Origin of the sequence: Cytobacillus kochii, assembly GCF_044790165.1 — a bacterium.
In the GTDB taxonomy this organism is placed as follows: Bacteria; Bacillota; Bacilli; order Bacillales; family Cytobacillaceae; genus Cytobacillus; species Cytobacillus kochii.
Genome location: NZ_CP085254.1, coordinates 3,146,173 through 3,167,990, shown reverse-complemented (window position 1 = coordinate 3,167,990; position 21,818 = coordinate 3,146,173). Strand labels below are relative to the sequence as shown.

The following is a 21,818-nucleotide window of genomic DNA, read 5'->3' as shown; positions in this document are numbered from 1 at the left end:
TGAATTCAGTGCTAGAACCATCCTTTCTCTCATACATATGAGATGAAAGGGGGTTCTTTTTTTATGGCAAAAAAATGGGGAGAACGACTAAGAAGCTGGATGACTAAAAATATGGAACTTCCTCAAGATGTCATGATGGATTTGCCCCGCATTACTATGATTGGACAAATTCATATTTATATTGAGAACCACCGCGGCTTACTTGGTTTTTCAGATAAAGAAGTAAGGCTGTTATTAGAGCATGGTCAACTGCTCATTAAAGGGAATAACTTTGTCATTAAAACAATTATGCCTGAAGAAATATTATTGCAAGGAACAATTGATCAAGTTCTTTTTGTAGCTGAGTAAATTTGATGTGGGAAGGGTCGCTATTCTATTACAAGGTTAGCGATTTCCACCTGCTCAAATATGAGGAGGATAAGATGAAAAATCAATGGCTCTTTTTTTTAAAAGGAATCGTCACAGTTAGGACAAGCGGTAGAGGAAGTGAAAGGTTTTTAAATACTTTAACGAGAGCTGGTGTATCCATTTGGAATGTTAAAGCTCATGGAAGCCAAGTGCTTACATTTCAAATGAAATTAGAGGATTTACCGACTTTAAGACAATATGCAAGAAGTGCCGACTGCAAATTTGAGTTTGTCGGCCGCAAAGGATTGCCCTTCATGAAAAAGCGTATGCTACGGAATAGTGGATTCTTATTAGGGGCAATAGCTTTCTTAGTTGTAGTTATTTTGTTGTCAAATATGGTGTGGGGAATCGAAATTAAAGGAGCAAATCCAGCAACAGAATATAAGATGGAAAAAGAGTTAGAGAAAATTGGCGTAAAAAAAGGGAAGCTACAATTCTTTCTAGATACACCTGAAGGTATACAACGGTATTTAACTGAAAATGTGAATGAAATTACTTGGGTCGGTGTGGAGCTGAAAGGGACAACCTATCATCTTCAAGTGGTAGAAAAAAATGAACCAAAGAAGACAGAATTATTAAGTCCGCAGCATTTAGTGGCAAAGAAAAAAGGAACCATTGTTGGTATGTTTATTGAAGAGGGAGAAGCAAAGGCGAAAATTAATGACTTTGTAAAACCAGGTCAATTATTAGTTTCAGGCCTAATTGGAAATGATGAAAGAAAGAAGATAGTGCCTGCCAAAGGGGAAGTGTTAGCGGAAACGTGGTATAAAGCGAATGTAGCTTATCCATTAGAGAAAAAGTCCAAAGTATACACTGGTGATCAAAAAGTGAAACATATATTGGAGCTTGGTTCATTAAAAATTCCTATTTGGGGCTTTGGAAATATAGGTTTTGACCACTATGTAAAGGAAGAGGACAAGCGACAAGTTAAATTTCTAAAATGGGAGTTACCGATTGCAGTTACAAAAAACATCTACAGAGAAGCAGAAGAGATGACACAAGTTTATACAGTAAAAGAGGCGATTGTAGAAGCGAAGAAATTAGCTAGAAGTAAAATTAAAAAGCAGCTAGATGAAGATGCTACTATTAAAGGGGAAAATGTTTTGCACCAAACGATAGAGAATGGTAAAGTTAAATTATCAATACATTTCCAAATTATTGAGAATATTGCTGAGGAACAACCAATAATCCAAGGAGATAAAGAATGACAGAAGATTTAAAGACATTAAATGTACATTTCGAAAACCCAAATGAAGCCATTGCCCTATTAGGTAATGGTGACACAAATATTAAACTAATTGAACAACAGTTATCGGTATCAATTGTTACAAGAGGCGAATCTGTTTATGTCTCAGGTGAGAAAGAAACTGTGGCCATTGCAGGTGACGTAATTGAGCAACTTCTTTATGTTATTAGAAAAGGTATTCAAATTAGTGGTAGGGATATTATTTACGCATTAGAGATGGCAAGAAAGGGTACATTAGAATATTTCAAAGAACTTTATGAAGAAGAAATAATGAAAAATGCAAAAGGTAAATCGATCCGAGTTAAAACTTTAGGTCAGCGCCAATATATTATGGCTATGAGACAGAAAGATTTAGTTTTTGGTATTGGTCCTGCAGGAACGGGAAAAACCTACTTAGCTGTTGTAATGGCAGTGAATGCCCTTAAGAATGGACAAGTGAAAAAAATTATTCTTACTCGTCCAGCTGTAGAAGCAGGAGAGAGTTTAGGGTTTTTACCAGGAGACTTAAAGGAAAAGGTCGATCCGTATTTACGTCCTTTGTATGATGCGCTTCACGATATACTTGGAGCAGAGCATACAGAAAGGTTAATTGAAAGAGGAACAATTGAAATTGCCCCACTTGCTTATATGAGGGGACGTACGTTAGATGATGCTTATGTTATTTTAGATGAAGCGCAAAACGCAACACAAGCGCAAATGAAAATGTTCTTAACACGTTTAGGCTTTGGATCAAAAATGGTTATTACAGGTGACAAAAGCCAAATCGACCTACCTCGTGGGGCTAGATCGGGTCTCGTGGTAAGTGAACAAATATTAAATGGTGTTTCTGGAATTAGTTTTATTCATTTAGAACAAAGTGACGTTGTCAGACACCCACTTGTTGCAAAAATCATTCAAGCATACGAAGAAAATGCTGAATAAATGGCTATTTCAGCAACACAATCAAGAACAAATTCTGCTTTTTGAATCAGAGTTTGTTCTTTTTTATCGTGAACGATGATTGGACTTTATGAGTGCCTTTAATCATACATGCTTATTAAAATAATCATACATGGGAAGAACTTGTAAGGTGAAATACTTAGGCAAAAAAGAGTGTATGTGACGATACCCAAAGGAATAAAACTCGCTCTTTGTTGGATTTCATACGACAATCTCTTCAAGCTAGGATTGATTGTTATTTGGAGTATATGGATGAATAGGGTAAGATAAGGATGATTACCTATTGTCATCAATTAAAAATATTAGTGTAATTTTGAAAAAAAACTGTTATGATTTTACATAATTAAGGAAGAAAAGAATTCCTCAGAGATACTTAGGATTGGAGGTCTCGTTAATGGATAAACTCCAGCACTACATACATAAAATTAGAAATTTATTAAAAATGACATTTGTGAGGGTTTTGCTCTTTGTTCTACTTGGAATCATTATGTACGCAACAATGTTTTCAAATGTACGCCCAGAGAAATTGGAATTAAGTCTTTTTTCTGTAGCAGAGCAAACGATTCGTTCACCGGTTACGATTGAAGATAAAGAAAGTACCGAAAAGAAAAAGAAAGAAGCTGAAAACCAGGTTGAGGACGTTTATGTCGTAAAAAAAGAAATTGCACAAAACCGAGTGGATCTCATAACATCAATTTTTGATACCGTTTCTGAAGTAAATGAAGAAGCGGCGGAGGAAAACGAGCAAGCTTCAGAAAAGGCGAAAGAAAGCGAAAAGGATGAAAAACCAAAGCTTGTTAGTCTTGATGAGAAACTTGAGCGCACAAAATCACAATTAACAGAAGAAGTAACGAAGGAAATCTCAGATAGCGTCTTAAGGACGCTATTAGAAGCCAGCCCGAATCACTTATCAATTGCAAAAGATGTCACAATTACTGAGATTAATCACGTTATGCAACAAAGGATCCCTGCTGATGGGGTAGAGAACGCTAAAAAACGTGTGCAAGATCAAATTAGCTTAACATCGCTCAACAATACTTTAAAAACTGCGATGGTGGAGCTTGGTAGGTATGCTATTTACCAGAATGAATTTTACGCTCCGGAGGAAACGCAAGAGAAACGACAAACAGCTGTTGAATCCGTTGAACCAGTCAAAATATTACAAGGGCAAATTCTGGTTGAGCAAAATCAACTCATAAGTAGGGAAGTCTATCGTCAACTTGAACTGGTAGGCATGTTGGATAATGAGAATTCCATCCAACCATTTATTGGACTAGCGCTAGTTGTTCTCATCATTCTAGCAGCCACATATTATTATTTTTATGAGCTCGATAAGCCACAAGAAGTGAAGCAAAATTTCTTATTAGTCTATAGCATTGTTTTCATCATTTCCTTACTACTAATGAAGGGGATTAGCTATATACAGGCATTTGAGTATTCTGATATACTCTATATATTTCCTGCTGCAATGGGTTCGATGTTGATTAAAATACTTATTAGCGAAAAACTTGCCCTTTATTATTCAGTAATTATTGCTATTTGTGGCTCCCTTATCTTTAATGGGTCTATTACTGGAAGTTTTCATGTGACTGCTGCCATTTATATCACTTGCAGTGGCATAGCGGGCGTATTATTTTTAAGTAAACAAAACCAGCGATCAAAAATTTTACAAGCTGGCCTACTGGTTTCCGTCGTAAATATTTTAGTGATTTTAGCACTGCTATTGCTAAGAAATGGTCAAATGGATCTTGTAGAGTACAGTTTTTATATGGTTTCTGGATTTATATCAGCCATTTCCGCAGCTGTTTTAACAATTGGGTTCTTGCCATTTTTTGAGGCAGGCTTCGGTATTCTTTCTGCCATGAAGCTAATAGAGCTATCGAGCCCTAATCATCCGCTCTTAAGAAAGATTTTAACAGAGGCGCCTGGAACATATCACCATAGTGTAATGGTTGCAAATCTGTCAGACTCTGCCTGTGAAGCTATTGGTGCCAATGGACTTCTAGCGAGAGTTGGTTGCTATTATCACGACATAGGAAAGACAAAAAGGCCACAATTCTTTATCGAAAACCAAATAAACATAGACAACCCACATGATAAGCTGCCACCATTGACGAGTAAAAATATTATTATTGCACATGCGCAAGATGGTGCTGATTTGTTAAGAAAGCATAAAATGCCAAAAGAAATTATTGACATTGCTGAACAACATCATGGCACGACTTTACTTAAATTTTTTTACTACAAAGCAAAAGAAAGTGGAGTTGAAGTGAAAGAGGAGGATTTCCGCTATCCTGGACCAAAGGCACAAACGAAGGAATCAGCTGTGATCGGTATAGCTGATAGCGTTGAGGCAGCTGTGCGCTCTATGTCTCATCCTACTCCAGAACAAATTGATGGTCTTATTCGTAAAATCATTGCTGACCGACTACAAGATGGGCAGTTAAACGAATGTGATTTAACATTAAAAGAGTTAGAGGTTGTAGCAAAATCATTTAATGAAACATTGAATGGTATTTTCCATTCACGAATTGAATATCCAGAAATGACGAATCAGAAGGTGACACAAGCATGACATTACACATTGACTTTATTGATGAAACAGAAGGACTTACAGAGACGCAAACAAAAGAGATTGAAAACCTTCTACAATTTGCAGCTGTAAAAGAAGTGGTTGAAGAAGATACGGAGATTTCTATTACGTTTGTTGAAAATGAACGCATACAAGAAATCAATCGTGAATATAGAAATAAAGACAAGGCCACAGATGTGATTTCATTTGCGATGGAAGAAATGGGGGAAGGGGAAATCCCTCTTATCGGAGAAGGTTTGCCTCGCGTGTTAGGCGATATTATCATCTCTATTCCTAAAGCAGTGGAACAAGCAGAAGAGTATGGACATAGTTTTATGAGAGAATTAGGATTTTTATCTGTACATGGTTTCCTACATTTACTTGGATATGACCATGAAACAACCGAGGAGGAGAAAATAATGTTTACTCGGCAAAAGGAAATTTTAGATGAATTCGGATTACAGAGATAAAAATTCACGTAAAAAACAATCATTAGTCTCATCATTTTATTTTGCATTTATCGGGGTCATTACCGCTTTAAAAGCGGAACGAAACTTGAAAATCCACTTTGTGATGACAGTACTAGTCATATTTTTCGGTATTATTTTTGAATTAACTAAAACAGAATGGCTGTTGATAAGTTTTGCAATAGCTGGAATGATTGCCCTTGAGTTAATGAATACAGCAATAGAGCGTGTCGTTGATCTTGTGACTACAGAGCAGCACCCTCTAGCGAAGCAAGCAAAAGATATTGCAGCTGGGGCAGTTCTTATTTATGCTGTTTTAACCGTGATCATTGGTCTTTCTATTTTTTTACCAAAGATTCTTTAAGTGTATAGCCGCAATATGCGGTTATATGCTTTTTTTACGTTTTAAAACCATTTGCTTTATTTTTTAAAAATAAGTACAAGATAGTATAAAAAAAAGTTGGATTCATGGGAAAATAAATTTTCATTTCTTGATTTGTGAAATGAAGATAAAACCGTTTGTATAGTACGCATGATTAAGCTAAAATGACAGAGCAGAAGAAATTTATTAAATGGGCTTATTTACTGAAAATTCAATTATTTTATTACAAAATGACAACAACCCATGATTTTACAAAAAAAATAGTGTAAAATAAAAGAAGGCAATCGGCCATTTCAGAAAGGAAGAAACAATTGAACATTGATAAACTAATCGAAGAAGCGAAAATAGCAAGGGACCGGGCATATGTACCGTATTCAAAATTTAAAGTTGGTGCTGCACTTTTGGCAGTAGATGGTACAGTTTTCCACGGATGTAATATAGAGAATGCCGCATATAGTATGTGTAATTGTGCCGAAAGAACGGCGCTTTTTAAAGCATATTCTGATGGCGTAACAGAATTTAAAATGTTAGCAGTTGTTGCAGATACTGACAGACCAGTATCACCATGCGGGGCGTGCAGGCAGGTAATCTCTGAATTATGTTCAAAAGAGATGCCGGTGGTTCTAACAAACTTAAACGGAGATACACAACAATTAACAGTAGAGCAACTATTACCAGGAGCTTTTTCATCGGAGGATTTACATGAATAATCAACAAGGACATCAATCAGGGTTTATTTCCATTATCGGCAGACCAAATGTAGGAAAGTCTACACTACTTAACCGTGTCATTGGACAAAAAATTGCGATTATGAGTGATAAACCACAAACAACAAGAAACAAAGTACAAGGTGTGCTCACAACAAATGATGCACAGTATATTTTTATCGATACACCAGGAATTCATAAGCCTAAGCATAAATTAGGTGACTTTATGATGAAAGTTGCACAAAATACGCTAAAAGAAGTCGATGCCATTATATTTATGGTGAATGCTGAAGAAGGGTTTGGCAGAGGGGAAGAATTCATTATAGAAAAGTTCCAATCAGTCAAAACACCTGTTTTTCTTGTCATCAATAAAATTGACAAAATTCATCCAGATGCACTATTGTCTGTCATTGAATCTTATAAGGAGAAATATAACTTCTGTGAAATTGTGCCCATATCCGCTTTAGAAGGGAGTAATGTTGATCGCCTTCTAGAGCAGCTTAAGGAATATTTACCAGAGGGGCCACAATACTATCCTGCTGATCAAGTAACAGATCATCCGGAGAGGTTTATTATTTCCGAATTGATACGAGAAAAAGCTTTACATTTAACCCGAGAAGAGATTCCTCACTCATTAGCGGTTGTGATTGATAAGATTGAGCGGCAAGATAAGAAGGATATCATTCATGTCATGGCTACGATTATTGTTGAAAGAGATTCTCAAAAGGGTATTGTTATTGGTAAACAAGGGAAAATGCTCAAAGAGGTCGGACAACGAGCAAGAGTAGATATAGAAAATCTCATGGGAAGTAAGGTTTTCCTCGAATTATGGGTGAAAGTTCAAAAAGATTGGCGTAACAAAATGACCCAGTTAAGAGACTTTGGATTTAGGGAAGATGAATATTAAACCTGTCAACATAGGTTATTGGTGAAATCAAAGAATTATGCATCCATTTAATTAACAATTTTTTCGTCTTATGATTTTCAGAAGACAGGCTATGATAAGAGTATAGATTTAATTGCTAGTAAAAACACAGTAAAGGTGGGGTTATCTATGAAAGATTTTACCTGGAAAGTGTTTTCCCAAACAGGTAATATTGACACATATCTTCTTTTTAAAGAAATTGAAAAAGATTACCATGATATACCCGTAGAACAAGATGAAGAACTAGCAGAATTTGATTTTCCGATTTCATAGGTTGTCATCTTATAAGGATGGTGACATCGATGCTTGAAAAATGTGAAGGCATTGTCATTAGAACAGTCAATTATGGCGAAACAAATAAAATTGTCACACTCTTTACAAGAGAGTGGGGAAAGGTTGGTGTGATGGCACGCGGCGCAAAAAAGCCAAATAGTCGGCTTGCTGCTGTCACCCAGCCTTTTACTTATGGCACTTATTTAATACAAAGAAGCAGAGGGCTGGGGACCCTTCAACAAGGTGAAATTTCACTTTCAATGCGGAGTATAAAAGAAGATATTTTCCTTACAGCATATGTAAGTTACATAGTAGACTTACTGGATAAAGGAACGGAAGAGAAGAAGCCTAACCCTTATCTTTTCGAACTTGTATTTAGATGCATACAAGCAATTGATGAAGGATATGATGCTGAAATTCTTACACATATTTTCGAAATGAAAATGCTTGGCTTATTTGGCTTATATCCTGAGCTTAATCATTGTGCTGTCTGTCAACGGACGGAAGGAACATTTGCTTTTTCTATTAGCCAAAATGGCTTCATTTGTCATCATTGTTTGGATAAAGATCCCTATCATTTAAAGCTTTCTCCTGCTACGGTTAGATTACTTCGCATTTTTTATTACATGGACTTGTCAAGGCTTGGGAATATATCTGTAAAAGAACAAACCAAACTTGAATTGAAAAAAGTAATAGAAACATACTATGATGAGTATGCAGGCTTGCAATTAAAAACAAAAAGGTTTTTAAATCAAATGAACAATATGAAGGGTTTCATGCAATAATAAGTAAAAGTAAGCTATTGACTTTCGAAAGAAATTCAGCTATTATTTCATTAAATTATAGCTATGTTTAGCAATGAAGGAGAAAAGTACTTCACTCCCTCTATAAAAGCGACTCTAGGAGAGTGTGAGCTAGAGAATAGAAAGTGAACGAAGGGCGCTCTGGAGCAACAGGTGAAGTAAAAGAGGCTACGTAAAAGTAAGTAGCAAATAGGGTGGAACCGCGGGTTAACTCTCGTCCCTATGTCTTTATTAAAGGCATAGAGACGAGAGTTTTTTATGCTTTTAAAAGAATAAATACTTGTCGAAAAGCAAGTATTTATCTAATGTAGATACCGGTCTTTGGTGACTGAAAAGGAAAGAAAGAGGTGGCTTATGAATATTCAAAATATGATTTTAACGTTGCAAAAGCATTGGTCAGATCAAGGATGTATCTTGATGCAAGCTTATGATACTGAAAAAGGTGCAGGTACAATGAGCCCGTATACATTTTTAAGAGCGATTGGGCCTGAACCGTGGAATGTTGCTTATGTAGAGCCTTCTAGAAGACCAGCAGACGGCAGATATGGTGAAAATCCAAACCGTCTCTATCAGCATCATCAGTTCCAAGTAATAATGAAGCCTTCACCAGATAATATCCAAGAGCTTTATTTAGCTTCTTTAGAAGCATTAGGTATTGATCCGTTAAAGCATGATATCCGCTTTGTTGAAGATAATTGGGAAAACCCGTCTTTAGGCTGTGCTGGACTCGGTTGGGAAGTATGGCTTGATGGTATGGAAATTACGCAATTTACTTATTTTCAACAAGTCGGAGGATTAGAGTGTAAGCCTGTTTCTGTTGAGATTACATATGGTATTGAAAGGCTCGCCTCTTATATTCAAGATAAGGAAAATGTATTTGAATTAGAATGGACAGAAGGTTTTACTGTCAGAGATATTTTTGGACAACCCGAATATGAGCATTCAAAGTATACATTCGAAACTTCAGATGTTGATATGTTATTTAATCTCTTTAATATTTATGAAAAAGAAGCTCATCGTCAAATGGAGGTGGGACTCGTTCATCCTGCATATGATTATGTACTTAAGTGTTCGCACACATTCAACTTATTAGATGCAAGAGGAGCGATTTCTGTCACTGAGAGAACGGGCTATATTGGTCGATGTCGTACACTTGCTCGAAAAATTGCTAAAACCTTTTATGAAGAACGTGAGAAATTAGGATTTCCGATGATACAAGAAAAGGAGGGGGAAGACCATGAGTAAACAAGATCTCCTATTAGAAATTGGCTTAGAAGAAATGCCAGCCCGTTTTGTAACAGATAGCATGAACCAATTATCGGATAAAGTAAAGGCTTGGTTAGTAGAAAAAGGTATTCAATTTTCAGGGATGAAAGCATACTCTACGCCTAGAAGATTAGCTGTACTTGTAGAAGATGTTGAGGAAGCACAGGAAGATGTCCATGAAGAAGCAAAAGGCCCGGCGAAAAAAATTGCACTGAATGACCAAGGTGAGTGGACAAAAGCAGCGATTGGCTTTAGTAGAGGTCAAGGAGCGACGCCTGATGATATTTTCTTTAAAGAAATTAAAGGTGTAGAATATGCACATGTTAAAACCTTTACTAAAGGACAAGAAACGCTGAAATTACTTCCTGAATTAAAAGAGCTCATTCTTTCTATGCATTTCCCAAAGAATATGAAATGGGCAGACAAAGAAATGCGCTTCATTAGACCAATTAAATGGTTAGTGGCAATGTTCGGTGAAAAGGTGGTTCCTTTTGAAATAACAGATGTACAAACAGGTAATACATCTAGAGGACATCGTTTTTTAGGAAAAGATGTTATTATTACGAATCCTAAATCATACGAAAAAGCTCTGCTTGCAGAATATGTGATTGTAGATGCTGTGGAAAGAAAAGAAGCTATTCGTAAGCAAATCGATAAATTAGAAGAAGAACAAAATTGGCTCGTCCCAATTGATGAAGACTTACTTGAAGAAGTAAATAACTTAGTAGAGTATCCTACTGCTTTATTCGGCAGTTTTGAAGAGGAGTATTTATCATTACCAGAGGAAGTGCTTGTGACTTCGATGAAAGAACATCAGCGTTATTTTCCTGTTAAATCGAAAAGTGGAGACTTATTGCCTCAATTTATAACAGTGAGAAATGGTGGCCACGAACATTTGGATAATGTCGCTCGAGGAAATGAAAAAGTGCTACGAGCAAGATTATCAGATGCAGCATTTTTCTATAATGAAGACCAAAAAACATCCATTGCAGCTTCTTTGAAAAAATTAGAAAAAATCGTTTATCATGAAGAAATTGGAACGATGTCTGAGAAAGTAGGTCGTGTACGAGCATTAACGAATCATCTCGCTCAATTATTAGCACTTTCATCAGAGGATAAAAAAGTAGCAGATAGGGCTGCAGAAATTTGTAAGTTTGACCTTGTGACACAAATGGTTTATGAATTTCCAGAACTTCAAGGTTTCATGGGTGAGAAATATGCCTTGCAAAAAGGAGAAGATACTGTAGTAGCTCAGGCTATTAATGAACATTATATGCCAAGAAACGCACATGATTCTACCGCAAAATCTGTCCCTGGGGCGATTTTATCTATTGCAGAAAAGTTAGATACGATTGTTTCTTGTTTTGCAATCGGGATTATTCCAAGTGGTTCACAAGACCCGTATGCGCTAAGAAGACAAGCGACTGGAATCGTCCAAACATTGTTGAATATGAATTGGGAGGTTTCGTTTGAGGAGTTAATTAATCAAGCTATCCACCTTACCGAAAATGCTGGCATTAATAAGCAAGAGAATGAGAAAATAAAAGAAGAGTTAATAGCCTTTTTCCGCTTAAGAATAAAGTATATATTACAAGAAAAAGCCATTCGCTATGATTTAATTGATGCTGTGTTAGGCAGCGCATTAACATCGGTCCCAGCGATTATTGAAAGGGCGCAAGTTCTTCATTCAAACAAAGATAATGACCGTTTTAAGGGTGAAATAGAAGCATTAAGTAGGGTCTTGAATATCGCTCAAAAAGCAGAAAGTATGGAAGCTGTTCAAATAGAGCTATTTGAGAATGAAGATGAGCATAAGCTATATAATAAATACATTGAAGTAAGAAATAACCTTGATGAAACAACAAATGCAGAGGATTACTTCAACTATCTTGTATCTTTAAAACCAGAAATTGATATGTATTTTGAACATACAATGGTAATGGCTGAAGATCCAAAAGTGAAAGCGAATCGTTTAAGCTTTATGGCCCATTTAGCAACGATGATACAATCGTTTGCACAAATGAATCATATACTTGTGAAATGATTTAAATGGAAAGAACCTTTAAATGCTGCCATATGGTTCTTTCCACCCTTTCTCATTTACTTCAACAAGCAAATTCTTTTCATTTCTGAGAAATAGTATATAATAATTATATAAAAGTATAACCTTATTGCTCGTTCATAATTTGCTTATTTGGGGAAACGTCTACATATGCATAGGTTTACTTAGAAGACGCTCCAACTCAAGGTGGTGAGATCAATGGAACTCAATAAACGGCAGGAAAAAATATTAGAAATAGTGAAAGAAAATGGTCCAATTACAGGGGAACATATCGCTGATCAATTACATTTAACAAGAGCTACGCTTCGTCCGGATTTAGCTATTTTAACGATGGCTGGCTATTTAGACGCAAGACCAAGAGTAGGATATTTCTATACAGGAAAAACAGGTGCTCAACTTTTAACTGAGAATATGAAAAAGTTATTTGTGAAGGATTATCAATCAATTCCAGTTGTTATTAGTGAAAATACTTCAGTTTATGATGCCATTGTCACAATGTTTTTAGAGGATGTTGGCACATTATTTGTTGTTGACAAGGACTCTTTACTAGTAGGTGTATTATCTAGAAAAGATTTGTTAAGAGCCAGTATCGGAAAGCAAGAGCTCGGTGCACTACCAGTAAATATCATTATGACGAGGATGCCTAATATCACAATGTGTAAGAAAGAAGATTTACTTATTGATGTAGCGCAACAACTCATTGATAAGCAAATTGATGGTATGCCCGTTGTGAAGGAAGCTGATAAAGGCTTTGAGGTTATTGGAAGAATAACAAAAACTAATTTAACAAAAGCATTTGTTGCACTAGCGGGTGAATAAGTAAAGCTCAAATAAGGAGTTGATTATGCTAGTATGGGTAATATGCCAATTATTTATGTAGTTTCTGATTCTGTTGGTGAAACGGCTGAGCTTGTCATAAAGGCGGCTGCAAGTCAGTTCAATAATGGGGATGTAAGAATTAAACGTTTTCCTTACGTCGAGGAACAAGCTCATATCGATGAAGTGGTCGCTTTAGCTAAACTCGACAAAGGATTCATAGCATATACGTTAGTGAAGCCACATATACGTAATTATATGCTTGAAACAGCTAAAAAAGAAAATATCTTCGCCTACGATATTATCGGACCGATCATGGATCAAATTCAAAATAATTATGGAAATGAACCATTGTATGAACCGGGTGTAGTAAGGAAATTAGATGATGATTACTTCAAGAAGATTGAAGCAATCGAATTTGCCGTTAAATATGATGATGGTAGAGACCCTAGGGGGATTTTAAAGGCTGATATCGTTTTAATAGGGGTCTCTCGGACATCGAAAACACCATTATCACAATATTTAGCTCATAAAAGGTTAAAAGTGGCCAACGTGCCGCTTGTACCAGAAGTCGACCCTCCTGAAGAGTTATTCCTCGTACCAAAAGAGAAGTGTTTTGGTTTGAAGATTAGCCCAGAAAAATTAAATCATATTAGAAGAGAAAGGCTTATCTCTTTAGGACTTAGTGATAGCGCAAGTTATGCAAATATAGAAAGAATTAAAGATGAGATTTCATATTTCGATCGCATTGTAAATCAGATAGGTTGTTCAGTGATTGATGTAACAAACAAAGCGGTTGAAGAAACAGCAAATCTTGTACTAGATCATTATCGTAAAAATCTTTTAAAGGATTAGCACATAATGTAATTGATTATGTGCCTTTTCTTTGTACATTCCAGATTAAACTGTATGCAATTTCCATTTTGCTGCATAAATAAGCTAGCGCTAGTAGAAGCATTCTATATAAAACTTATGTCTGGAAATTATCTGTTTTATATATTATAATAAAAAATCGTGATAAAAAATGATAAAATAGGTTTAGACTTGACTTTTAACGAATAAACTATTTATTGGGAGAAGTCAAGGGAATTATATAAAAAAAATTCGACAATCCTTCCATAATAAAGAAATTTCTTTATAAGGAGGAAATACTGGAGTGATGTAGAATTATAAGAACATCAGACGAACCAACCATCTTAGTTGATGCGGATGCCTGTCCGGTTAAGCAGGAAATTGTCGAATTGGCCAATATTCATTCGGTTGCTTACAAGTTCATTGCATCCTATGCACATATGAAAGCAGAGTATCGCACAGATGAGTGGACATTCGTGGATTCCAGTAAAGAAGCTGTCGATTTATATATCCAAAATTACTCCAAACGAGGAGATGTGGTAATTACCCAGGATATAGGTCTTGCTTCTACACTTTTGTTAAATGGTGTTCATGTTTTATCGCCAAGGGGCAATGTTTATGAGGAAGGTCATATCCATACAGCATTAGATATGCGATACCTATCTGCAAAAGCACGGCGCCAAGGTGTTTATGGAAAAGGTCCTAAACCGTTCAAGGAAGAAGACCGACAGCGATTCAAGAAAGAACTGACAAAAATATTGTCGAAAATTGAAGGATTTTAGCTTTTTTTCTAGAATACTTCTTTATGTAGTGGGGAGTTGTCGTTATGGCAGAACGTATTCCTGAAGAAAAGATTGATCAAATTCGAAATTCAGTTGATATTGTTGATGTTATTGGAGATTATGTGAATTTAACAAAGCAAGGCCGAAATTATTTTGGACTTTGCCCTTTTCATGGAGAGAATACACCATCATTTTCCGTATCTCCTGATAAGCAAATTTACCATTGCTTTGGTTGTCATGCAGGAGGAAACGCTTTTTCATTTCTAATGGATTTAGAAGGTTTTTCCTTTCAAGAAGCTGTTGTTAACTTAGCAGAGAAAGCAAATATTCCTATTGATATTGACGTTTCTTCACATGACAAAAACGTGAAACAGTCACCTGAATTGCAACAAATGTATGATGCGCATGAATTATTATGTAAATTCTACCATCATTTACTAGTAAACACAAAGGATGGTCAAGAAGCGTTAGAATACCTATTAAAACGTGGATTTACAATGGAGTCAATTGAGAAGTATAAAATTGGCTACTCACTAAATTCATGGGACTTTGTCTGTAAATTTTTGCAGAAAAGAAAATTTCCCTTGGATCTCATGGAAAGAGCAGGTTTATTAATCAAAAGAGAGAGAGATGGTAACTTTTTTGATCGATTTCGCCATCGTATCATGTTTCCTATCTATAATGAAAAAGGGAATATTATTGCTTTTTCAGGAAGATCATTGGGGGAAGAAGACCCAAAATATTTAAATAGTCCTGAAACGGCCATTTTCAATAAGAGCAAAACGGTCTTTAATTTTAATCGAGCAAAGAAGCACATTAAAAAAGAGCAAAGAGCTGTTCTCTTTGAGGGATTTGCCGATGTCATTGCTGCTGATGCGGCTGGCGTCATTAATGGAATTGCTACGATGGGTACTTCGCTTACAGATGAACATGTACAATTAATTCGAAAAAGTACTGACCATGTGACGATCTGCTATGATGGGGATACAGCAGGAATTCAAGCAGCCAATCGAGCCTTAGATATGCTTCAATCAGTCGGTTGTAATGTGCGAATTGCTTGGCTTCCGGAAGAGCTTGACCCTGATGATTATATAAAGGAATATGGCGCAGAAAAGTTTAAAAATGAGGTCATTGAGGCTAGTCTTACTTATATGTCCTTTAAAATGAGATATTTAAGACTAGGAAAAAGGTTGAATGATGAAGGAGAACGGCTTCGTTATATAGAAGAAGTACTAACAGAAATCAGTCGTCTAACGAAAGCAGTAGAAAGAGATCATTATTTAAGACAAATTGCTAGCGAATTTTCGCTTTCATTAGATGCCTTACAACAGCAACAAAAACAAATATTTTATTCAATGCAAAAAAATACAAAAAATCAGCCACAGTCATTACCGCAAGAACCGTTTTTATTACAACAAATGTCAAATAATGTATTACGGCCAGCTTTTCAAAATGCTGAGCGTATGTTGTTGGCTCATATGATGAATAATCACGATATTACATTGAAGGTTCAGGAAATGTTAAGTGGCAATGAATTTAATGTGGATGAGCACCAAGCGATTTATACTTATCTTCTTGCATATTATGAAAGTGGTCATGTGCCCAATACAAGTAACTTTATGCAATTTATAAAAGACAAAGAGTTGCGGCATATTGTAGCAGATATTGTGATGATGCCTGTCAATGAAGATTTTACTGAAAAGGAATTATCTGATTATATTAAGCATGTGTTAAATCATCAAAAGATGATTAAAATAAAAGAAAAAATTCATGATGAAAAAGAAGCAGAACGTCAAAAGGACTATGCCAAAGCGGCATTAATTGCGATGGAGATTCTACAATTAAGAAAATCATTAGAAAAGTGATTATCTCTCATCGTGTTAATTATATTATAGACTGCATAAGCAAAAGCAAATGATTACCATAATAACCATTTAAGTGTTATGCTGTCCCAGAGGTTTGTGATTTTTTGGAAGGAGGGGGACAAATGGCTGAAAAATCGGCCCGTTCGAAAGAGGTTGAAACAGAATTGACCCTAGAACAAGCAAAAGAGCAGATTTTAGAAACAGGAAAGAAGACAGGTGTTCTCGCCTATGATGATATAGCAGAAAGATTGTCTCATTATGAGTTGGATTCTCATCAAATGGATGAGTTCTATGAATTCCTTGGTGATCAAGGTGTGGAACTAGTTGGTGATAATGATGACGATGCAGATCCCAATGCGCAAGAATTAGCAAAAAATGAAGAGGAATTTGATTTAAATGATTTAAGCGTACCTCCTGGAGTAAAAATTAACGACCCTGTAAGAATGTATTTAAAGGAAATTGGTCGTGTCGACCTATTAACAGCAGAAGAAGAGATTTCACTTGCAAATAAAATTGAGCAAGGCGACGAAGAAGCGAAGCGTCGTTTAGCGGAGGCTAACCTACGTCTCGTTGTAAGTATTGCCAAGCGATATGTCGGTCGTGGCATGCTGTTTTTAGATTTGATCCAGGAAGGGAATATGGGTCTTATAAAAGCAGTAGAGAAATTTGACTATCGTAAAGGTTTTAAATTTAGTACTTATGCTACATGGTGGATACGTCAAGCAATTACAAGAGCAATAGCTGACCAAGCAAGAACCATTCGAATTCCGGTTCACATGGTTGAAACAATTAATAAGTTAATTCGTGTTCAACGCCAATTGCTACAAGATTTGGGCCGTGAACCTTCTCCAGAAGAAATTGCTGAAGACATGGATTTAACACCAGATAAAGTACGAGAAATTTTAAAAATTGCTCAAGAGCCAGTCTCATTAGAAACACCGATTGGTGAAGAGGATGATTCTCATCTTGGAGATTTCATAGAAGACCAAGACGCTACTTCTCCATCTGAGCATGCTGCCTACGAGCTGTTAAAAGAGCAGTTAGAAGATGTACTCGACACTTTAACAGACCGTGAAGAAAATGTACTTCGTCTTCGCTTTGGGCTAGATGATGGAAGAACAAGGACGCTAGAAGAGGTTGGAAAGGTCTTTGGCGTCACGAGAGAAAGGATTCGTCAAATTGAAGCGAAAGCCCTTCGAAAATTAAGACATCCTAGCAGAAGTAAAAGGCTGAAAGACTTTTTAGAATAGAATTCAACTCAAGATAGTTTACTCTTAATGGGTAAGCTATCTTTTTTTAGTGCAATATTCACTTCTAGTTGTGTGGATAATTCCTTTATTTGTATATGATACCATATATTAATAAATAAACAAATGTACGGTAATATCCATACTTATATTTACAATTTATTTTACTGAATAGTTAATTATATTGCAAATTACTTTTTGTAAAAAATTCTTAAATTATTTATTTTTTAGATAATTATTACTATATTGAGAAACAAAACAAAAGGTTTATAAAGCGGTTTTATTTAGTTCTAATGTTTTAAATTATTATTGAAACATAACTATGTACAATTTTAAATTTTTTAAATCTTGAGAATATTATAGAGGTGATTATATAATAGGAATTGAAAGCGTATTCAAAAGTCATAAGAAGGAGGATTTATATGAATTTTGACCTTACATCTGAACAAAAGATGATTTTTAAAACGATTAAAGAGTTCGCAATGGAAGAAGTGGAACCTGGTGCATTGGAAAGGGACCGAACGAAAGAATTTCCATTGGAAGTGTTCAAGAAATTATCAGACCTGGGTATGATGGGCTTGCCCTTTTCGGAAGAATATGGCGGTGGTGGAGCCGATACAATTAGTTTTGCAATTGTAACTGAAGAATTAAGTAAAGCATGCGCCTCAACAGGTATAACGTATTCTGCTCACATATCATTGGGCGGTGCACCTCTGTCATTATTTGGTACCGAAGAACAAAAACATAAGTATTTAACACCTATTTGTACCGGTGAGAGTCTTGGTGCATTTGGTTTAACTGAACCGAATGCTGGCTCCGATGCTGGTGGGACAAGAACAACAGCAGTAGAAGAGAACGGGGAATATATCATCAATGGGAATAAGTGCTATATCACGAATGCGAGTTATGCAAAACATTTAGCCTTAACAGCTATCACGAGTATGAATGGTACGGATAAAGAAATTAGTGCGATTATTGTTCCTACCGATGCGAACGGGTTCACTGTATTGGATAATTATGAGAAGATGGGACTCAATGCATCCAATACAACTGAATTGATATTAGAAGACGTGCGCGTGCCGACTGAGCACTTGCTCGGTAAAAAGGGCGATGGATTTAAGCAATTTTTAATCACTCTTGACGGAGGAAGAATTGGCATCGGTGCCATGGCAGTGGGCATTGCCCAAGCAGCATATGAGAAGGCACTAAAGTATGCTAAAGAACGTGAACAATTTAGTAGAAAGTTATCTCATTTTCAAGCTATACAATTCAAACTTGCCGATATGGCGATGAAAATTGAATTGGCGAGAAATATGGTTTATAAAGCAGCTTGGTTAAAAGATCAAGGAAAACCGTTTTCCAAAGAAGCGGCAATGTGTAAGTTATATGCATCTGAGATTTGTATGGAAATCGCTGATCAGGCCGTTCAAATTCATGGTGGTTATGGCTATATGAAAGAATATCATGTAGAAAGATATATGCGTGATGGTAAGTTAACAGAAATTGGAGAAGGAACTTCAGAAATACAACGTATGGTGATTGCCAGACAGATTGGTTGTTAATAGGAGTATATTTTTTGCATTAAAGGAAAATGCTATCTAAGAATGGTTAGAGAGGGTGGATTTTTAGAGACTTTAAGTGTATAAAATTACCCTCATTTATAATCAAAACTATTTTTTAGATAGTTTTTCTTTTTAAAAAATTCATGTTATACATAAAATATTTTTAAGGAATGAAAAGGGGTAAAATGGTAAAAAAATAAATGATAGGAAGTAAACTTTTTTGCCAGTTTATTAAAATAATTTTGAATTGCTGATAACAAATTCGTTTTAGGGCTTTTCCAATAGCGTTTTTTACAGTAAAATAGAGATTGTTTGTATATACTTACTTATATTGTGAAGTTCTTACATAAGGGAGGTTTAAACATTGAATCGTAATCCGTTAATACCGTTCGCTCTTATTGCTATCCTTGGGATTGGCGCAATGTTCCTTGTTTCATTTAAAGGATTAGGTGATCACAAAGAACTGACAAGTGAAGGGGACGAGGAAGCAACAGAAGAGGTAGCAGCGTCACCGGAGGAAATTTATCAACAATCTTGTATTGGCTGTCATGGTGACCAATATCAAGGTGGTGTAGGACCCGCACTAACGGGTGTTGGCGAGAGACTTTCAGAAGAAGAAATCGTTGATGTATTAACAAATGGTAAAGGTGCAATGCCAGGGGGACTTGTCTCTGGTAAAGAGCAAGAAATGGCTGAATGGTTAATGACATTGGAATAAACGAATAAGTCCTTTGCATATGCAAGGGACTTTTTTTATACTATAATCAGAACTTAATACATAGAAGTGGTGGAATAACGAATGAACACAAATCAATTATCTAATCGATTAAGAACAGTTGCTCAATATATACCAAAAGGTTCGAAAATAGCCGATATTGGCTCAGATCATGCTTACCTACCTTGTTATGCTGTTAAACAAGGGATTGCCGAAGAAGCGATTGCTGGTGAGGTTGTCGAAGGACCGTTTCAATCAGCGTTAGCACAAGTAAAAGCAGATAAATTAGAAGATAAAATCTCTGTGAGAAAAGGAAGCGGACTTTCTGTTTTAACGGACGATGAAGTAGATGTAATAACAATTGCAGGTATGGGCGGAACACTGATTGCGTCCATTTTGGAAGAAGGTTCTGATCGCTTAGGTGGGGTAAAACGATTAATTCTCCAACCTAATATTAGTAGCATCTCTATCAGGCTTTGGCTGCGTGAAAACGGATGGGCATTAATAAATGAAGAAATAATCGAAGAAGATGAAAAAATTTATGAGATCTTAATCGCTGAGAAAGGCGATATCAATCGAGGATACGGCGATTTAGAAGAAGGACTCTTGTTAGGGCCGTATTTATTACTTGAAAAATCGGCAGTTTTTATTAAAAAATGGAAACATGAACGAAAGAATTGGGAGAGAATAATTAGTCAAATCCAAGCAGCAAAATCATCAAATGAAAATAATGAAAAAATAGTTGCTTTACAGAAGAAAATAGCTATTGTTGGAGGGGTATTATCTTGAAGAAAGCAAATGGACATGAAATCATTCAGTTATTTGAACAGTTTTCACCAAAAGCCTACGCAATGGAAGGAGATCCTATTGGGTTACAAATCGGCAGCTTGAACCAAAAAGTAAGCAAAGTTATGGTTGCACTTGATGTGTTAGAGGAAGTGGTTGATGAAGCAATTGACCAAGGTGTTAACTTAATTATTGCACACCATCCACCGATTTTCCGTCCTTTAAAGAAATTAGACAGTGATACACCTGCAGGAAGAATCTATACAAAATTAATTAAGCATGATATAGCCGTTTATGCAGCTCATACGAATTTGGATGTTGCTAAGGGTGGCGTAAATGATCTATTAGCAACTGCGCTTCAGATAAAAAATACAGAAGTCCTTGTACCAACATATGAAATACCTTTAATGAAACTTGCTGTTTATGTACCTGTAGAGAACGAGGAAGCAGTCAAGCAAGCTTTAGGTAATGCTGGTGCAGGTGCATTAGGCGATTATAGTCATTGTAGTTTTTCAAGTGAAGGGAATGGACAATTTTTACCAAGTAAGGAAGCAAATCCGCATATTGGCCAACCGGGTACACTTGAAAAGGTGAAAGAAAATAAAATTGAAGTAATATTCCCATCTAATATAGAGAAGAAAGTTATCAAAGCAATGCTTGCGGCTCATCCATATGAAGAGGTGGCCTATGACCTTTACCCTTTAGCTAATCAAGGAGAAGTTCTTGGACTCGGTAGAATAGGTGATATAAAGGAAATGACCTTAGCACAGTTTGCAGAGCATGTGAAGGCGGTGTTGGATGTGCCTAGCGTGCGTGTAGTGGGAGATTTACAATCAATTGTAAAAAAAGTAGCCGTTCTTGGTGGAGATGGCAATAAATATTATGCAAAAGCGAAGATGAAAGGTGCAGACGTTTACGTTACGGGAGATATGTATTATCATGTTGCACATGATGCGATGCAAGCGGGTTTAAATATTATTGACCCTGGTCATAATGTCGAAAAAGTGATGAAATCAGGTGTTGCAGAATATATGAAGAAAAAATGCGCTGAAAAAGGGTTAGAGGTGGAGTTTATTGCTTCTAAAGTACATACAGATCCTTTTACATTTGTATAATTGAAAATAGAAAAAGCCATCTCCATAT

At 36.0% G+C, this 21,818-nt stretch carries 21 protein-coding genes; all 21 read left to right on the top strand.

The genetic code is table 11. The annotated features are described in order from the left end of the window. Positions 1-63: 63 nt before the first annotated feature. Positions 64-348 carry a sporulation protein YqfC gene (gene yqfC / locus LG276_RS16215; RefSeq protein WP_095372521.1) on the top strand — a complete coding sequence of 95 codons (285 nt, stop codon included), beginning with the start codon at positions 64-66 and terminating at the stop codon, positions 346-348. A gap of 74 nt (positions 349-422) precedes the next feature. Beyond that, positions 423-1,616, top strand: coding sequence for a sporulation protein YqfD (gene yqfD / locus LG276_RS16210; RefSeq protein ID WP_341106647.1), 1,194 nt, complete (start codon positions 423-425; stop codon positions 1,614-1,616). After that, a complete protein-coding gene (locus tag LG276_RS16205; protein ID WP_224935943.1) occupies positions 1,613-2,575 on the top strand; it encodes a PhoH family protein in 963 nt (320 codons plus the stop codon). Before yqfD ends, LG276_RS16205 begins: the two co-directional genes overlap by 4 nt. Before the next feature lie 412 nt (positions 2,576-2,987). Continuing rightward, positions 2,988-5,168 (top strand): HD family phosphohydrolase, encoded by a 2,181-nt coding sequence (locus LG276_RS16200; RefSeq protein WP_224935944.1) that lies wholly within the window; start codon positions 2,988-2,990, stop codon positions 5,166-5,168. Beyond that, complete coding sequence (gene ybeY / locus LG276_RS16195) at positions 5,165-5,635, top strand: rRNA maturation RNase YbeY (protein ID WP_224935945.1); 471 nt, start codon at positions 5,165-5,167, stop codon at positions 5,633-5,635. The genes LG276_RS16200 and ybeY overlap by 4 nt, the downstream gene beginning before the upstream one ends. Further along, positions 5,613-5,996: a diacylglycerol kinase family protein gene (locus LG276_RS16190; RefSeq protein ID WP_095372526.1), complete on the top strand. Its 384-nt coding sequence runs from the start codon at positions 5,613-5,615 to the stop codon at positions 5,994-5,996. Before ybeY ends, LG276_RS16190 begins: the two co-directional genes overlap by 23 nt. A gap of 329 nt (positions 5,997-6,325) precedes the next feature. Beyond that, on the top strand, positions 6,326-6,724 hold the full coding sequence (locus LG276_RS16185) for a cytidine deaminase (RefSeq protein ID WP_224935947.1): 399 nt from the start codon (positions 6,326-6,328) through the stop codon (positions 6,722-6,724). Further along, positions 6,717-7,628, top strand: coding sequence for a GTPase Era (era, locus tag LG276_RS16180; RefSeq protein ID WP_281202243.1), 912 nt, complete (start codon positions 6,717-6,719; stop codon positions 7,626-7,628). Before LG276_RS16185 ends, era begins: the two co-directional genes overlap by 8 nt. Positions 7,629-7,775: 147 nt before the next feature. Next, on the top strand, positions 7,776-7,919 hold the full coding sequence (locus LG276_RS16175) for a YqzL family protein (protein ID WP_095372529.1): 144 nt from the start codon (positions 7,776-7,778) through the stop codon (positions 7,917-7,919). Between the two features lie 29 nt (positions 7,920-7,948). Continuing rightward, on the top strand, positions 7,949-8,704 hold the full coding sequence (gene recO, locus LG276_RS16170; RefSeq protein WP_095372530.1) for a DNA repair protein RecO: 756 nt from the start codon (positions 7,949-7,951) through the stop codon (positions 8,702-8,704). 372 nt (positions 8,705-9,076) lie between these two features. Beyond that, entirely contained in the window at positions 9,077-9,967 is an 891-nt protein-coding gene (gene glyQ, locus LG276_RS16165) for a glycine--tRNA ligase subunit alpha (RefSeq protein WP_095372531.1), read from the top strand. Further along, entirely contained in the window at positions 9,960-12,032 is a 2,073-nt protein-coding gene (glyS, locus tag LG276_RS16160) for a glycine--tRNA ligase subunit beta (RefSeq protein ID WP_404292324.1), read from the top strand. The genes glyQ and glyS overlap by 8 nt, the downstream gene beginning before the upstream one ends. Positions 12,033-12,248: 216 nt before the next feature. Continuing rightward, positions 12,249-12,869 carry a helix-turn-helix transcriptional regulator gene (locus LG276_RS16155; protein ID WP_263624130.1) on the top strand — a complete coding sequence of 207 codons (621 nt, stop codon included), beginning with the start codon at positions 12,249-12,251 and terminating at the stop codon, positions 12,867-12,869. Between the two features lie 33 nt (positions 12,870-12,902). Next, positions 12,903-13,721: a pyruvate, water dikinase regulatory protein gene (locus tag LG276_RS16150; protein WP_095372534.1), complete on the top strand. Its 819-nt coding sequence runs from the start codon at positions 12,903-12,905 to the stop codon at positions 13,719-13,721. Between the two features lie 314 nt (positions 13,722-14,035). Next, a complete protein-coding gene (locus LG276_RS16145; protein ID WP_404294446.1) occupies positions 14,036-14,500 on the top strand; it encodes a DUF188 domain-containing protein in 465 nt (154 codons plus the stop codon). 44 nt (positions 14,501-14,544) lie between these two features. After that, positions 14,545-16,365 (top strand): DNA primase, encoded by a 1,821-nt coding sequence (gene dnaG, locus LG276_RS16140; RefSeq protein WP_341106657.1) that lies wholly within the window; start codon positions 14,545-14,547, stop codon positions 16,363-16,365. A gap of 122 nt (positions 16,366-16,487) precedes the next feature. Then, positions 16,488-17,615 carry an RNA polymerase sigma factor RpoD gene (gene rpoD / locus LG276_RS16135; RefSeq protein ID WP_095372537.1) on the top strand — a complete coding sequence of 376 codons (1,128 nt, stop codon included), beginning with the start codon at positions 16,488-16,490 and terminating at the stop codon, positions 17,613-17,615. A 419-nt stretch (positions 17,616-18,034) separates the two neighbouring features. Further along, complete coding sequence (locus LG276_RS16130; RefSeq protein ID WP_095372538.1) at positions 18,035-19,174, top strand: acyl-CoA dehydrogenase family protein; 1,140 nt, start codon at positions 18,035-18,037, stop codon at positions 19,172-19,174. Between the two features lie 364 nt (positions 19,175-19,538). Continuing rightward, the gene (cccA, locus tag LG276_RS16125) at positions 19,539-19,892 is read left to right on the top strand and encodes a cytochrome c550 (protein WP_095372539.1); all 354 of its coding nucleotides are present in this window, start codon (positions 19,539-19,541) and stop codon (positions 19,890-19,892) included. 81 nt (positions 19,893-19,973) lie between these two features. Further along, positions 19,974-20,678: a tRNA (adenine(22)-N(1))-methyltransferase TrmK gene (locus tag LG276_RS16120; RefSeq protein ID WP_224935951.1), complete on the top strand. Its 705-nt coding sequence runs from the start codon at positions 19,974-19,976 to the stop codon at positions 20,676-20,678. After that, positions 20,675-21,790, top strand: coding sequence for a Nif3-like dinuclear metal center hexameric protein (locus LG276_RS16115; protein WP_224935952.1), 1,116 nt, complete (start codon positions 20,675-20,677; stop codon positions 21,788-21,790). The genes LG276_RS16120 and LG276_RS16115 overlap by 4 nt, the downstream gene beginning before the upstream one ends. Positions 21,791-21,818 lie beyond the last annotated feature (28 nt).

Coding starts and splice junctions, on each gene's coding strand:
- yqfC (WP_095372521.1), top strand. CDS start 64: ATGGCAAAAAAATGGGGAGAACGACTAAGAAGCTGGATGACTAAAAAT.
- yqfD (WP_341106647.1), top strand. CDS start 423: ATGAAAAATCAATGGCTCTTTTTTTTAAAAGGAATCGTCACAGTTAGG.
- LG276_RS16205 (WP_224935943.1), top strand. CDS start 1,613: ATGACAGAAGATTTAAAGACATTAAATGTACATTTCGAAAACCCAAAT.
- LG276_RS16200 (WP_224935944.1), top strand. CDS start 2,988: ATGGATAAACTCCAGCACTACATACATAAAATTAGAAATTTATTAAAA.
- ybeY (WP_224935945.1), top strand. CDS start 5,165: ATGACATTACACATTGACTTTATTGATGAAACAGAAGGACTTACAGAG.
- LG276_RS16190 (WP_095372526.1), top strand. CDS start 5,613: ATGAATTCGGATTACAGAGATAAAAATTCACGTAAAAAACAATCATTA.
- era (WP_281202243.1), top strand. CDS start 6,717: ATGAATAATCAACAAGGACATCAATCAGGGTTTATTTCCATTATCGGC.
- LG276_RS16175 (WP_095372529.1), top strand. CDS start 7,776: ATGAAAGATTTTACCTGGAAAGTGTTTTCCCAAACAGGTAATATTGAC.
- recO (WP_095372530.1), top strand. CDS start 7,949: ATGCTTGAAAAATGTGAAGGCATTGTCATTAGAACAGTCAATTATGGC.
- glyQ (WP_095372531.1), top strand. CDS start 9,077: ATGAATATTCAAAATATGATTTTAACGTTGCAAAAGCATTGGTCAGAT.
- glyS (WP_404292324.1), top strand. CDS start 9,960: ATGAGTAAACAAGATCTCCTATTAGAAATTGGCTTAGAAGAAATGCCA.
- LG276_RS16155 (WP_263624130.1), top strand. CDS start 12,249: ATGGAACTCAATAAACGGCAGGAAAAAATATTAGAAATAGTGAAAGAA.
- LG276_RS16150 (WP_095372534.1), top strand. CDS start 12,903: ATGGGTAATATGCCAATTATTTATGTAGTTTCTGATTCTGTTGGTGAA.
- dnaG (WP_341106657.1), top strand. CDS start 14,545: ATGGCAGAACGTATTCCTGAAGAAAAGATTGATCAAATTCGAAATTCA.
- rpoD (WP_095372537.1), top strand. CDS start 16,488: ATGGCTGAAAAATCGGCCCGTTCGAAAGAGGTTGAAACAGAATTGACC.
- LG276_RS16130 (WP_095372538.1), top strand. CDS start 18,035: ATGAATTTTGACCTTACATCTGAACAAAAGATGATTTTTAAAACGATT.
- LG276_RS16120 (WP_224935951.1), top strand. CDS start 19,974: ATGAACACAAATCAATTATCTAATCGATTAAGAACAGTTGCTCAATAT.